The organism is Xenorhabdus aichiensis (assembly GCF_028598775.1).
Classification (GTDB): domain Bacteria; phylum Pseudomonadota; class Gammaproteobacteria; order Enterobacterales; family Enterobacteriaceae; genus Xenorhabdus; species Xenorhabdus bovienii.
The window spans coordinates 68808-84489 of the sequence record NZ_JAQRFO010000013.1 but is presented as its reverse complement, the minus strand read 5'-3'; the positions used below and the strand labels follow the sequence as shown (position 1 = coordinate 84489).

General features: G+C 41.6%; 14 protein-coding genes. 5 read left to right on the top strand and 9 right to left on the bottom strand.

Annotation, left to right across the window (positions count from 1 at the left end; all coding sequences use genetic code 11):
- Window positions 1–177 precede the first annotated feature (177 nt).
- The 3 genes from PSI22_RS08255 (at window position 178) to PSI22_RS08245 (ending at window position 4952) form a co-directional block, all read left to right on the top strand.
- On the top strand, window positions 178–1497 hold the full coding sequence (locus PSI22_RS08255; RefSeq protein ID WP_273579333.1) for a lysine N(6)-hydroxylase/L-ornithine N(5)-oxygenase family protein: 1320 nt from the start codon (window positions 178–180) through the stop codon (window positions 1495–1497).
- On the top strand, window positions 1497–3905 hold the full coding sequence (locus PSI22_RS08250; RefSeq protein WP_273579332.1) for a GNAT family N-acetyltransferase: 2409 nt from the start codon (window positions 1497–1499) through the stop codon (window positions 3903–3905). The genes PSI22_RS08255 and PSI22_RS08250 overlap by 1 nt, the downstream gene beginning before the upstream one ends.
- A 399-nt stretch (window positions 3906–4304) precedes the next feature.
- Entirely contained in the window at window positions 4305–4952 is a 648-nt protein-coding gene (locus PSI22_RS08245) for a Qnr family pentapeptide repeat protein (protein ID WP_273579331.1), read from the top strand.
- Between the two features lie 110 nt (window positions 4953–5062).
- Here the strand turns inward: PSI22_RS08245 and emrB are convergent, their stop codons facing one another.
- The 8 genes from emrB to proV all read right to left on the bottom strand — a co-directional run bounded on the left by emrB (window position 5063) and on the right by proV (window position 13348).
- A complete protein-coding gene (gene emrB, locus PSI22_RS08240; protein WP_273579330.1) occupies window positions 5063–6604 on the bottom strand; it encodes a multidrug efflux MFS transporter permease subunit EmrB in 1542 nt (513 codons plus the stop codon).
- 15 nt (window positions 6605–6619) lie between these two features.
- Complete coding sequence (emrA, locus tag PSI22_RS08235) at window positions 6620–7798, bottom strand: multidrug efflux MFS transporter periplasmic adaptor subunit EmrA (protein WP_273579329.1); 1179 nt, start codon at window positions 7796–7798, stop codon at window positions 6620–6622.
- 242 nt (window positions 7799–8040) lie between these two features.
- On the bottom strand, window positions 8041–8568 hold the full coding sequence (mprA, locus tag PSI22_RS08230) for a transcriptional repressor MprA (protein ID WP_038201261.1): 528 nt from the start codon (window positions 8566–8568) through the stop codon (window positions 8041–8043).
- 129 nt (window positions 8569–8697) lie between these two features.
- A complete protein-coding gene (gene ygaH / locus PSI22_RS08225; RefSeq protein ID WP_273579346.1) occupies window positions 8698–9030 on the bottom strand; it encodes an L-valine transporter subunit YgaH in 333 nt (110 codons plus the stop codon).
- Window positions 9026–9817: an AzlC family ABC transporter permease gene (locus PSI22_RS08220; protein WP_273579328.1), complete on the bottom strand. Its 792-nt coding sequence runs from the start codon at window positions 9815–9817 to the stop codon at window positions 9026–9028. The genes ygaH and PSI22_RS08220 overlap by 5 nt, the downstream gene beginning before the upstream one ends.
- A gap of 192 nt (window positions 9818–10009) precedes the next feature.
- Window positions 10010–11014: a glycine betaine/L-proline ABC transporter substrate-binding protein ProX gene (proX, locus tag PSI22_RS08215; protein WP_273579327.1), complete on the bottom strand. Its 1005-nt coding sequence runs from the start codon at window positions 11012–11014 to the stop codon at window positions 10010–10012.
- A 44-nt stretch (window positions 11015–11058) separates the two neighbouring features.
- A complete protein-coding gene (gene proW / locus PSI22_RS08210; RefSeq protein WP_273579326.1) occupies window positions 11059–12156 on the bottom strand; it encodes a glycine betaine/L-proline ABC transporter permease ProW in 1098 nt (365 codons plus the stop codon).
- Complete coding sequence (gene proV, locus PSI22_RS08205; protein WP_273579325.1) at window positions 12146–13348, bottom strand: glycine betaine/L-proline ABC transporter ATP-binding protein ProV; 1203 nt, start codon at window positions 13346–13348, stop codon at window positions 12146–12148. Before proV ends, proW begins: the two co-directional genes overlap by 11 nt.
- A 1003-nt stretch (window positions 13349–14351) precedes the next feature.
- Between proV and PSI22_RS08200 the strand changes: the two genes are divergently transcribed.
- A complete protein-coding gene (locus PSI22_RS08200; protein ID WP_038192339.1) occupies window positions 14352–14837 on the top strand; it encodes a methylated-DNA--[protein]-cysteine S-methyltransferase in 486 nt (161 codons plus the stop codon).
- A gap of 185 nt (window positions 14838–15022) precedes the next feature.
- Entirely contained in the window at window positions 15023–15232 is a 210-nt protein-coding gene (cspE, locus tag PSI22_RS08195) for a transcription antiterminator/RNA stability regulator CspE (RefSeq protein WP_012989594.1), read from the top strand.
- Window positions 15233–15301: 69 nt separating this feature from the next.
- Here the strand turns inward: cspE and crcB are convergent, their stop codons facing one another.
- Window positions 15302–15676: a fluoride efflux transporter CrcB gene (gene crcB, locus PSI22_RS08190; protein ID WP_273579324.1), complete on the bottom strand. Its 375-nt coding sequence runs from the start codon at window positions 15674–15676 to the stop codon at window positions 15302–15304.
- Window positions 15677–15682 lie beyond the last annotated feature (6 nt).

Below are 15682 nucleotides of genomic sequence, written 5' to 3'. Positions count from 1 at the left end.
AAAACACCAGTGATGTTATTGTCAAGATAAAAAGAATATTAAATAAGATAAATTTTCCTTTTATTTTTAGCATCATAAATATGTTAACTACATTAATTTTCCGCTTATATTGCCAGCGGTGATTGCTGAAATGGTAATCGAAATTATAAATTCATCTTATATTTATTAGGAGTGGTTATGACAACTAAAACTTATGATTTTATCGCGATTGGAATCGGCCCATTTAATCTGGGATTGGCTTGTCTGGTGCAACCGATAAAAGAGATTACCAGCCTGTTTATTGATCAGAAAGCCGGTTTTAACTGGCATCCCGGCATGATGCTTGAGAGTTCCACCATGCAAACGCCGTTCATGGCGGATTTAGTGACATTGGCATCTCCTACCCATCCTTTGAGCTTTCTCAATTATATTAAACAGAAAGGCCGTATTTATTCGTTCTATATTCGGGAAAGTTTTTTCCTGATGCGCAAAGAGTATAACCAATATTGTCAGTGGGCGGCGGAACAACTATCTAATCTGCGTTTTAATACGCGGGTTGAGAATATCAGTTATGACGCTTCTACTTCACTTTATACCTTGCATTGCGCTGATACTCTGACTGGGCAAAAACACCAATTTTCCTGCAAAAAATTGGTATTGGGAACCGGGCCTTCTTCCTATATTCCAAAATGTTGCAGGCCGTTTGCTGATCATATGGTGACATCGGGAGATTATTTAGAAAATAAGGCCGCCTTACAGCAGAAGAAATCGATTACTGTTCTGGGGAGCGGCCAAAGTGCAGCGGAGATTTTCTACGATCTGCTTGAGGATATTGATGTCCATGGTTATCAACTTAATTGGGTAACTCGTTCCCCACGTTTTTTCCCTCTCGAATATACCAAGCTAACGTTGGAAATGACTTCCCCAGAATATGTGGATTACTTCTATAGCTTGCCAGAGAACAAACGTGAAGCATTGAATCGTTCACAACAGTCACTTTATAAAGGAATTAACAGTTCGCTTATCAATGAAATTTTCGATTTGATGTATACCAAGCGATTGAGTGGGGAATTAGATATCTCGTTGTATACTAACAGCGAATTGCGACAAGTACATTTCATAGCGGAAAGACAAGGCGTCGTTGAAGAACAGAAACTGATACTGGATTTATTCCAGCATGAACAGGAAGCGGCATTTTCTTTGGAAACAGAAGGGTTGGTGCTCGCCACGGGTTATCAATATCAGATCCCAAGTTTTATGGAGGGTATCCAGCATCTGATCCGTTGGGATAAACAGGGGCGTTATGATGTTCAGCGCAATTACAGCATCGATTGCAGAAACGAAATTTTTGTACAGAACGTCGAGCTTCATACGCATGGTTTTGTGACGCCGGATTTGGGCATGGCCAGTTACCGTAACTCCTGCCTGATTCAGGAAATTACTGGAACGGCACATTATGAGATAGAGAAAAGTATTGCGTTTCAACAGTTTGGTGTTGCTAGTGAAGGAGTATTCTGATGTCTGCCGTTGCTGCTGTTTCATTTGAAAAAACGTTGCCTGATTTGGGCACCTTTTCATTGCGTCCACTGGATCTGACAGAAGATATTGCTGCTATTACCGATTGGGTTAATCAGGATTATGCCTATTATTGGGGCATGCAAAGTCATACCGAACAACAGGTAAAAACCTTTTATCAAGATTTGTTGAATCGCCAGCCTGATTCTGTCTTTATCGGGATTTACCAAGAGCAGCCAGTATTTTTGCTGGAGTGTTATTGGGCGCAGGATGATCAAATAGGAAAATACTACCCAGCCCGTCCGGGTGACATGGGAATGCATATTCTGGTTGCGCCATCTGAAAAGAAAATCAGTCAATTTACATGGGGAATTTTCCAGACAATTATCGCGTTTATTTTTAAAAATCCTGCTGTGAACAGAATTGTCGTCGAGCCGGATATACGAAATGAAAAAATCCATCGGCTCAACTTGCGGGCTGGCTTTGTTTACGACAAAACTGTGCAGCTATCCCACAAAACCGCAGGGTTGGCATTTTGTACTCGGGAGCAACATCAAATGGCATTACAATCAGCAAAATTAACAGTACCTTCTAACCAGACTCATTCTCTTGTCAGCCATTTACATCCTGCCATTTGGCAGAAGGTTAATCGGCTGCATTTGAGGAAAGCCATTTCTGAATTTTCCCATGAATGTTTACTGTTCCCTGAACAATTGACAGAAAAAGCAGATCAAGACGGTTATCACCACTATCGTTTGGATAATCCTGAATACTCAGTTCATTATCATTTCAGAGCGCGCCGATTGGCTTTAGATCACTGGTTGATTGATGCTGATTCGTTGCGAAAAATGCAGGCAGGTGACTGGTGCGAGCTGGACTTTATCAGCTTTATCATTGAATTCAAACAACAGCTTGGTATCAGTGATACCGTGATGCCGACTTACCTGGAAGAACTGACGAGCACACTACATAGCAGTGCATTCAAATATCACCGAAACGGTATCGATGTAGAAGAGCTGGTCAATGCCGATTTTCAGACAATCGAAGCTGAAATGATGGAAGGGCATCCGATCTTCGTCGCTAACAATGGGCGTATCGGCTTTGATGCGGAAGATTTCCAGAAATTTAGTCCTGAGTCAGCTTCTGACATGCGTTTGGTATGGTTGGCGGCGCATAAAAGTAAAGCTCACTTTGCCTGCATTGAACAACTCAGTTACCAACAATTGATGGAGCAGGAACTGGGGGAAGCGGAAATAGCCAAGTTCAACCATCAACTGATCCTTCTTGGGCTTAATCCAGAAGAATATCTGCTGATGCCATTCCATCCGTGGCAGTGGCAAAATAAACTGCCATCCGTATTTGCGCACGATCTTGCTAACCGAAAACTGGTCTATTTGGGGCAAGGAACGGACGTATATCAGGCTCAGCAATCGATACGAACTTTGTTCAATCGCAGCCATCCACAGCGGTATTACGTAAAAGTAGCATTATCCATCCTCAACATGGGATTTATGCGTGGGTTGTCACCTTATTATATGGCAACAACGCCAGGCATTAATGACTGGCTGTTTGATTTGGTACAAAAGGACGCTGTTTTACAGGGCTACGGTTTTCGGTTGTTGAGGGAAGTTGCGAGCATCGGTTTTAGAAACAGTTATTATGAGCAGGCCATTCATGGTGATACGCCTTATAAGAAAATGATGGCGATGCTGTGGAGGGAAAATCCTCTGCCATTGATTGAACCAAATCAGAAGTTGATGACGATGGCTGCATTATTACATCATGATCAGCAGGGGAAAGCTTTCCTGCCAGCCTTGATATCTGCATCAGGTCTGCCGACTCAGGAATGGATACGTCGTTATCTGGATTGCTATCTGTCACCATTACTGCACTGTTTGTATGCTTACGATTTGATGTTTATGCCACATGGTGAAAATATCATTATGGTGCTGGAGAATCATATTCCGCAATACATCTTCATGAAAGATCTGGCAGAAGAAATTCTGGTCGTAAACCCCGATGCGGATTTGCCAGAAAAAGCTAGCCGAGTGAAAGTCAGTATGCCGGAAGAGATGAAAACATTGACCATTTTATCTGATGTGTTCGATGGTGTGTTCCGCTATTTATCGGCAATTCTTGATGAGCAGGGCGGATATTCGCAAGAACGATTCTGGCAGGCTGTGGCGGATTGTATTCTGGATTACCAATCTCATCATCCAGAATTTAGTGAACAATTTGTGCGTTATGAACTGTTTACACCAGAAATAAAACGCTGCTGCTTGAACAGATTGCAAATTGCCAATAATCGACAAATGCTGGATTTATCTGATCCCGCACTGAGTTTTAAATTTGCTGATAATCTGACTAATCCAATTGCCTCGTTTGTTAAGAACATTACAAATATTGTTTAATTATCAACTTATCTGTATCTGAAACGATGTAAACCTCATCAGCCACGACTGTCTCTTGATTATAAGTTTGATTCAAGAGACAGATAATTATGATGAGATTTTATTACATGGTTATATCTCTGAATTGTATTTAATTAAATAATCTATACTGAAAAGCTATGATATAATTTACTTTAAATAGAGTGGCTAGGTTTAATAATAGATTTATTATATTAAAATATACGCTAATTTATTTAATGTATAATGAGATAATTTTATAAAAATACTATTTTATTATGATGTCATTTTATGATAAATAGTTAAATGAACAGAATTTTTATAACCATCGGGTGGACACATCAGTAAGAATGCTTCAAGATCTCTGCTAAGAACAGTTCTGCCCCAACAGTTGGAGTTATTATGCAAGGGCTTGAATTACATGAAGAGAAAATCGGACGTGACCAATTTCGTGGAGAGATTATTAAAAACAGTCAGTTTTTAAATTGCGACTTTTCGAGTAGCGATTTGAGAGATACCCAGTTTATCGATTGCCAGTTTTATGAGCCAACAAATTATCTGGGCTGTAATTTCAAACACGCTATGCTGAAAGAGGCCAGTTTCAAAAATTGTGATTTGTCCATGGCAGACTTTAGGTATATTAATGCCCTTGGTATAGAGATTCGCGGGTGTAGACTTCAAGGTGCCGATTTTCGGGGCGCCAGTTTTATGAATAGGGTGAGTGCCAATATCCAGTTCTGCTCTGCTTATATCACCAAAAGTAACTTAAGTTACACAAACTTTGCTGATGTTATTCTTGAAAAATGTGAATTATGGGAAAACCGCTGGCATGAAACCCATATTTTGGGAGCGAGGTTCAGTGGTTCCGATCTTTCCGGTGGTGAATTTATATCTCTTGACTGGAATGCGGCCGACTTTACTTATTGTGATCTGACCAATTCTACGCTGGGTGAGCTTGATATTCGGAAAGTTGATTTGAAAGGCGTTAAATTAGAGTCTTATCAAGTCGCAGAACTGTTAGAACGTATAGGCATTGTGGTGATGGATTAAGGGATAATAAATTAAATTCTGAGCTTAATCTAACGGGAGCATTCACTCCCGTTGATAAGCAGTCGATTTAAACAGGTAGACTTAAACAGATAGGTTAAAGATAAATAACCCTAATGTGAGCCTCCGCTATCTTTACTTCCTGCGCTAAATGGGGGTTTTGCCATCCATACCAGTAGTATTAAAACCAAAAATACTCCCGCCGCAAGCCAAAAAATTTCATTGGCAGAGATAATTAACCCTTGATGAGTGATCTGCTTTGCCAGATAAGCTGAAATTTGCTGGTCATTCATGCCCAACTGCGTTAACTGCTGATATGTTTGCTGATAATTCGGATCATACGGATTGATATGCTCTGTAAAGTAGGAGTGATGCATAGCTTCACGTTGTGTCCATATCGTAGTTGTAATGGAGGCTCCGATTGAACCTGACAATATACGGATAAAGTTGGACAGGCTGGAAGCTGACGCCATGCGTTCCGGTGGTAAACCTGACAAAGTGATCGTGGTCAGAGGCATGAAGAAGCAAGCCATGGCAAATCCTTGAAAAAATTGAGGCCATGCAACAGCGGCAAAATTCATGCCTGGCTCAAATGTATATGCCCGCCAATAGAAACAAACAGTGTAAATAATGAAACTGACTGTCACGATATAACGCATGTCGATCTTATGGCCATACTTTCCGATGAGCGGTGAGAGCAGTAAAGGCATCAATCCGATTGGTGCGGCAGCTAAACCTGCCCATGTCGCGGTATAACCGAAGACTTCCTGTAATAGCTGTGGCAGCAAGACTATCGTGCCAAAGTAAAACATGAAGGCAAGGCTGAGGCATAGTGTACCAATGGTGAAATTACGCTCTTTAAACAGTGATAGATCGATAATGGGATGATCGTCAGTGAGTTCCCAGACAATTAGAATGGTTAATGAGACAACGGCGATCACGGTAAGGACAATAATTTCAGTGGAGTTGAACCAATCAAGTTCTTTTCCTTGGTCAAGCATGACTTGCAGACAACCAATCCCAAGGACCAACAGCACTAACCCGACAGTATCTATGGCGTGGATTTCTGTTTTAGTTTCCCTATTCCGCAATGTTTGTCTTGCGACAAAGATAATGGCGATGCCAAGGGGAATGTTAATAAAGAAAATCCATCCCCAGTGGTAGTTATCACTGATATATCCCCCCAGAATCGGGCCACAAATCGGCGCAACAACGATCACCACAGACCAGAGTGCCAGTGCCATGTTTCGTTTGGCAGGAGGGTAATTATTCAATAACAGGCTTTGACAAAGCGGAATTATCGGCCCTGCAACCACGCCTTGGATAACGCGAAATAAAATCAATACTTCCAGGCTGTTGGAGATACCACATAGCCATGAGGAGAAAGTAAAGAGTGCTGTAGACCAAATGAACAGCTTGACCTCGCCAATGCGCTTTGCCAACCAGCCAGTAATAGGAATGGAAATTGCATTTGCGACACCAAAGGAGGTAATGACCCATGTTCCCTGTGAGTTTGATGCTCCCAGATTGCCCGCAATCGTCGGTATGGCGACATTGGCAATAGTGGAGTCCAGAACCAACATGAAAGTAGCCATTGCAAGGGAAATGGTCAGTAGCGCCAGTTTAGCGCCTGTAAGTGGTTCTCGTGTCACCATAACGTCCCCTTAAGACTAATTTCCTGAATGACTATTAATGACGTCATTAACTATTTTATTGGCAGGAGCCATATCGATCGTCAGTGCATTCGTGTGATAAGCGGGGTGATGGCGTTCAGAGGTTGCCAGTGTCATTTCACGGGTATCTGCTGTATCTACCGTGACTTTTGTCGATAACCCAATACGCAGGGGATACTGCTTCAATTGCTCAGGATCAAGTTCAATACGGACAGGTAAGCGTTGAACAACTTTAATCCAGTTACCACTGGCGTTTTGGGCGGGTAATAGAGAAAACGCACTACCGGTTCCCATATCAAGGCCTGCCACTTTGCCAGTATATACGACACCATCACTGTAAAAATCGCTGATGATTTTTACTGTCTGCCCGATACGCATGTTGGCGAGTTGGGTTTCCTTGAAATTGGCCTCAATCCACATATTGCTGGCAGGGACGATGACCATCAAAGGTGTCCCTGAATTAATGCGGGAGCCTACCTGAACATTACGACGAGAAACATATCCATCAACAGGACTGACAATTTTAGTCCTCTGCAAGGCTAGCCAGGCATCACGAACCCCTGAAGCGGCTTTTTCTACCGCAGGTTGTTTATCCAGTGGAGTATCCAGAATGGTGGCTTGATTACTGTTGTACTGCGCGATTGCTACATCCAGATCAGCTTTGGCAATCGCGACACTCTCACGCGTATGTTGCAGCTCTTCTTTACCAATGACTTCCTTAATACCGAGTATTTCTCTGCGGTTTAGATCATTTTGTGCCTTGCTGAGAGCAATCTTTTTCAGGTTGATAACGGCTTGATATTGTTGATTATCGAGTATGCGCTGGTGGGTGGTTCGAACGGCTGTAGCTAACTCATTTTCGGCTTTTTTCAGTACCAGTTCAGCATCAAGGGGATTGAGTTGCACTAGAACACTACCGCTTTTTACAAAATCGGTATTGTCAAAATAGACGGTAGTCACGCTGCCAGTGACCTGAGACATGACCTGTACCTGATTTCCTGTCACATAGGCATTGTCGGTTTCCTGATGATGACGTAAGACGAGGAACCAATAAACAGTATAAACGGCACCAAGGATAAGAAAGAGTAAGGTCAGTAGTATGATGATACTTCGGCGCTGTCTTTTCTTATTGCGGCTCGTAGCTGTCGGGGATTTTATTTCCTCTTTAATATTCATGGTGAATCTCCGTGTTTTTCTTGTTTAACTTGCTGTTTTTTAAAACCACTGTAGACAAAACACACCTCCAGTAGTGTGCATTTACACTACTGGAAAGGGTGAATTACATGGATTCAAATATTATCTGAGGATAATAGTTAGCCACATGAGGTATCAGATGATACAGGCTAGCAGAAAAGATTTTTTAGGTCATGTTGCCATAACACGTTTTTCTTGATGCGAACTGTTCGGTACAAATAGAATCACTTTTTAAAACAATCCCCGATATTATCCAATCGAGCCAATAATTTTCTCATCAATTTCTCTAACTGTTTTTGTTCCTCCTGTTCAAGCGCAGACCAAAGTTTAATCAGGCAGTCATGTTGAGGTGGAAGTAAACTATTCAAGAAATTTGTACCTTTCTCTGTTAGATGAAGATGGAGGCAACGACGATCGTTATGGCTCTCTTTTCTTTCTATCCAGCCTTGCTTTTCTAATTCATCAGCAATCCGAGTTGCGTTTGTGCGGGAAGAACCCAATGCAGCACTAAGTTCTGATGGCTGAATGCTACGACTTTCTTTGGTATCCAGGATCATCAGTGCCATAAACAAGGTTTCATTGATTCCTTGCGCTCTCAGCATGTTATTACGATTTTCCAGTATCTTACCCTGGACATGCATCGATAAGCGAGTGAGTAATATCTCTTGATAGGGCAAACTTTTGTTCAACTCTTTTTGCTGTGTAACACGGCAATTAAGCAACTCTTCAGTGGGAGTGAATGAACTTTCCATTGTTTAGATACCTTATTAGTTTCAACCGGTAAAGTAACTTCTGTTAAAAACCCTACAAATACTATATTAAAAGTTAAATTTAGCAATTGTAGTTATTTATTATCATCATATTTCTCTTAATATTGATACCTAATTCATAAATACCTTGAATGTTAATCCAAAAACAGTGGCTCCAGACAGTGTGGCAATGCTGATACTTCGTGTTTTATAGAACAGTAAACAGATAGTCAGGCAGCCGATCAAAGTCGGAAAAAATTTATTATGTTCGCGTATGACTTCAGGAATACCTGAAACAATAAGGAGCGAACAAATTGATGCAATACCAATACTGTCCAGTACAACCCCAGTATTTCCCGCTTTGGTCATAGGCAAGCGATTGACACCAAAGCGCAAGGGTAGATAACGGAATAAAAAATTGGCTACCCCTACAACAATACCGATTAGAAGTATTCTATTATCAATCATCAGTTCTATTCTTATTCAACTGTGTGGTATGAAACTGAAGAAGTGCTGCTAGGCAACCACCCAAAATTCCCGCAAGAATGGCAATCGGGATGGAAAAGCATGTGACACCTATCAACGCACCCGCCAGAGACGCAGTAACGCAGTAGCTATTTTGTTTTTTGACAGATGCCAATAAAAAACTTAAAAACAGGGCTGGGAGCATAAAGGTCATGGCGGCTTCAACGGCTGGATATGAGTCCAGATAACCATTCCCCAGCAGGGAGCCTGCTACGGTTCCCAGTACCCAGGATAGCCATGAACACATAGCGATCGCGACCATCCAGTTTTCACTCCAGCTACGCTGGTCTTTAATCAATTTAGCGGTCGCTGCGGCAAAAACCTCATCAGTAAGACCAAAAGCCCAGATCGCAGTTTTCTTTTCTGATAATTTTTGTTTGATGCGATAACGCAGAGCTGGGCCATATAGAATATGGCGGATATCCATCGCCAGGACGGTCAAAGCAGAAACCCACAGAGACATACCTGCACTAAGCAGAGCGGTGATGACAAATTGGCTTGCCCCTGCATAGATGACACATGAAAAAAATATGGCTTCGAGGGGAGTAAAGCCCAGCTTTACGGCACTCAGGCCAAATGCGAAGGCGATGGGAATATAGCCAATGGCAATGGGTAAGCTATCAATAATGCCTTCTGAGAACGAAGAAATTTTGTTCGGAATGGGGAGCTCAGGTATGGATGTCCCAGATTTTGGGGTATCGGGCGCAGGTTTATCAGGTATTGGCATGGAGCTGATTGGTTTTTTTGTTAATAGGTGAAACAACATTAACAAAATATGGTGAAAGTGAAAATATGAAATGTATAAATTATTTAATTAATATTATTAAGACCCGTGTTTTTTATAGGTTTTTAGCAGTGTGGAGATAAAAGTCATAAATTTTTGTTAATGAATTTACAACTTTTTTTGAGGAGTACAGGGCTAGCCTGTTTTTTGTCCAGTCGCCTTTCTGGCAGCCTCAAGCCATTCATCAACGATTGTCTGGTGTGCTCTGAGCCAACCTTCAGCATGATGTTCAATATCGATATCAGAAACTTTGTTACTGTGCATGCGCAAATTCTGTGCGTTGATATCAGCAACTGGCAATTTCATGACAGCAAAAAGTGTTGCAGCAGCCGGGTTTTTCTCTGCCCAGGTCTTGTTTGCCACAATATGCATAGTACTGGGAGGAAAACCATAGTTGCGGCCATTTGGCAATTGGGTATCAACCACACCGTCATCATTGAGCGCAGAGAAGGGAACCTGTAGCCATATCACATCCGTACCTGGTTTCAGTACATCGCTGACCCAGTAAGATGTCCACGTGTAATAAAAAATAGGTTTGCCTTCTCGATAGCGAGCGATCGTATCAGCCATCATAGCAGCATAGTTTCCTTGATTATGTTCGACGGTATTCTCCAATCCATAGGCTTTTAGTTGGCTGTTAATTGCCTTTTCGCATCCCCAACCGGGGTTACAACCGGTTAAATCTGCCTTACCGTCTCCATTGCTGTCAAACAACTTAGCAAGTTGGGGATCTTGCAGTTGTGCGATATTGGTGATGCGATATTTTTCTGCCGTTTTTTTATCAATCAAATAACCTTGGACAGCATTTTCAACATATGTTCCTTTGCGATAGAATTTTTTATCACCACCTGCGGCTTGGTATTGCGCGTTATGGAGGGGAACCCAATTAACGGCCATGAATGTGGCGTCACCAGCGGCAATGGAAGAATAAGCGACATTATAATCGACTTCTTTGATGGGTTTGATGTCATAGCCGAGTTTTTCCAATGCCTTGCAGACAATCAGTGTCTGGAAAGTTTCTTCGCTGATGGTGCTTTGCAGCGGTTGTACACTGATGCCTTTGCCGGGCAGTTCAGCGGCAAATAGCGGCATGTTCATTAATGATGACAGGGCTAATCCCAATATCGTATTCTTAATCATGATCCTTTTGCACCGAGTTATGACACGCATAGTTTTTCCCTCCGTTATTTGTCGGTTTGAGCGTTATTGTCACAAGAGGATTTTCGTGCCCATTTTCGGGTAAAAGGTGTGATGAACAGCCCTATCGGCCCCGAGTGATACCAAAGTCCTCCTCTTCTGGCACGGCTGTTTTTCCCCAGAGATTGGGTCAGGCGATCAAGGATAATGGCAAGAATGACAATTCCTGCGCCCCCAACGGCTGCCAGCCCTATATCAAGACGGCCAATCCCGCGCAGTACCATCTGTCCCAAACCACCAACGGCTATCATGGAGGCAATGACGACCATGGAGAGTGCCAGCATCAATGTTTGATTCACGCCTGCCATAATTGTAGGCATAGCAAGGGGAAGCTGAACTTTGAACAACATTTGGCGTGGGCTTGCACCAAAGGATCGGGCTGCCTCAATGAGATCTGCCGGAACTTGTTTGATCCCTAAAATTGTCAGGCGAACAATGGGCGGCAAGGCAAAAATGATCGTGACCATGACCCCAGGCACATTACCGATGCCGAACAACATCACGATAGGAACGAGGTAGACAAAAGCTGGTGTTGTCTGCATTGCATCCAGCAAGGGGCGGACAATTCGGGCAACCCGTTCACTGTGTGCTAGCCAGATAGCGAGCGGTAATCCAATGAGAATGCAGAACAGCAGAGCTGTGAGCACCAGTGCCAGTGTTATCATGGCTTCAGGCCATGCGCCAATAGCACCGATCAAGATCAGTGAAATGAAGGAAGTGACCCCCATACCAGCTCCTGCAAGTTGCCACGCCAGCAGTGCGAAAATCAGAATGGCCATGGGAGCAGGCATGGAAATCAGAAACTGTTCAAACCCGTTTAAGATAAAATCCACCGGAACACGTACACCCTGAAAAATAGGCCGGAAATGCAGGACGAGCCAGTCAATAGCGTGGGTTACCCATGAATCAAACGGAATCAGTTTATGCTGAAAAGGCGCCATGATATTGAAGTGTTCTGATGAAATCTCAGTTGCGGAAGTATCCAGCCAATCATTATTTGATGATGGATCGACTGTGGCGCTATTGATCCAAGGATCACTGAAGGTTGCCTGATCAGATACTGTCTGCGGGGTTTTACTGCTCATTCGGTGTTTCCTTATCTAAAGCCTGTAACAGGATCCCTTTGGAAATGACACCTAAATAACGGTCATTATCACCCACAACAGGAACAGCACAGGGGGATTGCGCTACGATAGATATCAATTCATGCAGCGGCATATCAGCCGAGACGGCGGCGGGTTCTTTCAAAATGGCATATTCAATCGATTGCTTTTCTGTCAGCGCTTTTTGTAAGGAGCAGACCGAAACTACGCCAATAAATTTCTGGCCTTTTTCGATCAGATATCCATAACTCCTGTCTTCATCATCCAGAACTTTCAGAGCCGAGCGAGGGCCAAAACCTGTGGCTATATGGAGCAGAGCTTCTTGCCGACGACGAGCAACATCTTTTGCTGAGAATACATGGCTAATATCTACACCTCGGAAGAACGTTTTGACGTAATCATTGACAGGATTATTCAGGATCTCATCAGGTGTACCCACTTGTACAATGATGCCCCCCTGCATGATCGCAATGCGATCACCAATGCGCATTGCTTCATCCAAGTCATGGGAAATAAATATAATCGTGCGCTGGTGCTCGCCCTGCAGACGTAGTACTTCGTCCTGCATTTCGGTACGGATCAGGGGATCGAGAGCAGAGAAGGCTTCATCCATCAACAGAATATCGGGATTATTGGCTAATGCTCTAGCCAACCCGATACGCTGTTGCATACCGCCGGAAAGCTCATCAGGATATGACAGAGCGTAGTTTTCCAGATTCACTTGTTTCAAGGTTTCAAGTGCCTTGTTGTGACGCTCTTTTTTGGGAATGCCGGCAAGTTCCATCCCAAACGCGGTATTTTCCAGAACATTTAAATGGGGCATGAGTGCAAATGACTGGAAAACCATACTGATTTTACTGCGGCGAACCTCCCTCAGTTGGATGTCTGAAATAGCAGCAATATCTTTTCCATCAATGAGAACCTGACCTCTGGTGGGTTCTATCAGACGATTGAGAAGGCGTACCAGCGTGGATTTACCTGAACCGGATAACCCCATGATGACAAACACTTCGCCTTCTTCAATAGCCAGATTGGCATTTTGCACTCCAATTGCTAGGCCGGTTTTTTCAAAAATCTGTTCCTTGTTGAGACCGGATTCTAATAACTTAAATGCGGGTTCTGGATGATCGCCGAAAATTTTATATAAATTTTTAACTTCGAGTTTAATTGTCATGCAATAAATATTTTCCGTTTGTTAATGATATATTTTCTTTATTACTCCGAATCATTTTTTTCACATATCTACCCTAGCACACTGAAATATGCTGACAACCCCTTGTTCAGAATTATTAATAAAAATGGATATTTATTATGGCGTAATGTTTGTGACTATAATTTGATTTTTAATCTTTTTTAAGAAAGTAAATGCTTAATCCTAAAAGCGTATTTTAGGTGGTATTAATGATATATCTTACTGTTATATAGTTATTTTTTATTTATTGGGGTGTTGTTTTTTGATATGTTTCAGAAAATTTCAATTAATCTGTATTTTGGTTTTACATACAATAAAAATATTGTAATCAATAAGGTATTTTAATTTATTTTAACGATTTTATATCAGGGTATGTAGAAAAAAAGCTAAATTTTGGTGAAAGCAATACATTTATTCCCTTCATTTTTCAAGTCGCAGTCTTGTTGACTGCTTTCACTTACTCTAGCCAGATCGTTATCTATATCTATGCCTTGGGAATTCGTTTTACTTGCTACCGTACTGCAACTTGAAATTTATTAGACACAGTATAGTAATTACTTATATATCTCATCAGACAGATCTTGCGTTGTAGAGAAGGCAGGCAAAATTGTACCAAACACAACTGTGTTTGCCATAAATGATAACGCTTCTGGTAAAATTACTTTCTGAGTACCGCTGTAGCCAATAATAAAAACTAACATTTTTGTATTATATTCGGATAATCTATTTATGAAATAAATACAATATACGTTGTATTTTTTTATAAAAGCCACTATATATAGTGGCTTTATCTTTTTTGAATGAACCCCATCAAAAATAGGGTGTTCAATCAGATTGGCAATCCTCTGATTTTTATTGTCAGAGGGCGGGATGGTTTCTTTATCAAATTGTCAGATGTGTAACTGAATTCATCATTGCAAATTGATGAAGGAGAGATTTAGGCTAGTATAGAAATTATTAACAATAAATTAAATGGAGGTAGTTTATGTATCATCATTACCTGAATACTCCAGAAGGTTTTCCGAAACCTTATGTACATATCACTGCAGATGATGAAGGAGTCACTAGCATCTACTTTGTTAATGAAAAGAAAGAATTAGAATCTAAAAACACGATTACTAAGCAGTGTGTAAAAGAGTTACAGGAATATTTCAAAGGAAAACGACATACATTCACGGTTCCTTTGAGCATGAAGGGAACAGAATTCCAGAAGCGAGTCTGGCAGCAGCTCTGCAACATCCCTTTTGGCGACATGTGGAGTTATAAACAATTGGCATTGACTCTGGGGTCCGTTAATTATTGCCGTGCTGTAGGAATGGCAAACTCACGTAATCCCATTTCCCTGATTGTACCCTGCCATCGAGTGATTGGGCATGATGGTAAGTTAGTCGGCTATACTGGTGGACTAGATATCAAAGTGTGGTTGCTGGAACATGAAAAGAATAAAAAAATTAAAGCTAAACAGAGTTGAACAAAATACTAGTTTATTTATGAAATTACTACTAAAGTATAAAATAACTTTATGAAATAAAACAAAACGTGCGTTTTTCACATTTTGTTATATATTTCGTGATCTACGTTACAGACAGTAGACTATATTATTGTTGTACTGTATGTGACACAGAGTTTGTGTCTTATTTATTAAAGGTAAGTTTGATGTCAAAAATTAAAGGTAACGTTAAGTGGTTTAATGAATCCAAAGGATTCGGTTTTATCACTCCAGAAGATGGTAGCAAAGATGTTTTCGTACACTTTTCCGCCATTCAGTCTAACGGTTTCAAAACTTTGGCTGAAGGTCAAAGAGTCGAGTTTGAAATCACTGAGGGTGCGAAAGGTCCATCTGCTGCAAACGTTGTCCCAATCTAATTTCTATCCCCGTATTTTGAAAACCCGTTTACTACAACGGGTTTTTTATGTTTTTGAGCGCAACTTGATTTAGAACCTATTCATCACAGCAAAAGCAAACGTTGTCATCAATAATGAGCCCACTAGGTTTGCCAGAATACTGCTCAATGCCCAGCCGATTTTTCCAGCCTGTAACAAATAAACAACTTCAACAGAAAAGGTGGAAAAGGTTGTCAACCCACCACAGAAACCTGTGGTCAGCATCAATTTCCAAACTGGATCAAGGTGTGTGGCCTTATTAAAATAAGCCAATCCCAACCCAATGATAAATGCCCCAACGCAGTTAGCCGTCAGCGTACCAACGGCAAGAGGAGTAGAGGCATTATTCAGGCGGGAGCTAATTAACCAGCGTAATACACTGCCCAAGCCACCACCTATAAATACAGCAAAAATAATATTTATCATGATGGT

Coding starts and splice junctions, on each gene's coding strand:
- PSI22_RS08250 (WP_273579332.1), top strand. CDS start 1,497: ATGTCTGCCGTTGCTGCTGTTTCATTTGAAAAAACGTTGCCTGATTTG.
- PSI22_RS08255 (WP_273579333.1), top strand. CDS start 178: ATGACAACTAAAACTTATGATTTTATCGCGATTGGAATCGGCCCATTT.
- proW (WP_273579326.1), bottom strand. CDS start 12,156: ATGAGCAGTAAAACCCCGCAGACAGTATCTGATCAGGCAACCTTCAGT.
- crcB (WP_273579324.1), bottom strand. CDS start 15,676: ATGATAAATATTATTTTTGCTGTATTTATAGGTGGTGGCTTGGGCAGT.
- proV (WP_273579325.1), bottom strand. CDS start 13,348: ATGACAATTAAACTCGAAGTTAAAAATTTATATAAAATTTTCGGCGAT.
- PSI22_RS08200 (WP_038192339.1), top strand. CDS start 14,352: ATGTATCATCATTACCTGAATACTCCAGAAGGTTTTCCGAAACCTTAT.
- PSI22_RS08245 (WP_273579331.1), top strand. CDS start 4,305: ATGCAAGGGCTTGAATTACATGAAGAGAAAATCGGACGTGACCAATTT.
- proX (WP_273579327.1), bottom strand. CDS start 11,014: ATGATTAAGAATACGATATTGGGATTAGCCCTGTCATCATTAATGAAC.
- emrA (WP_273579329.1), bottom strand. CDS start 7,798: ATGAATATTAAAGAGGAAATAAAATCCCCGACAGCTACGAGCCGCAAT.
- mprA (WP_038201261.1), bottom strand. CDS start 8,568: ATGGAAAGTTCATTCACTCCCACTGAAGAGTTGCTTAATTGCCGTGTT.
- PSI22_RS08220 (WP_273579328.1), bottom strand. CDS start 9,817: ATGCCAATACCTGATAAACCTGCGCCCGATACCCCAAAATCTGGGACA.
- cspE (WP_012989594.1), top strand. CDS start 15,023: ATGTCAAAAATTAAAGGTAACGTTAAGTGGTTTAATGAATCCAAAGGA.
- emrB (WP_273579330.1), bottom strand. CDS start 6,604: ATGGTGACACGAGAACCACTTACAGGCGCTAAACTGGCGCTACTGACC.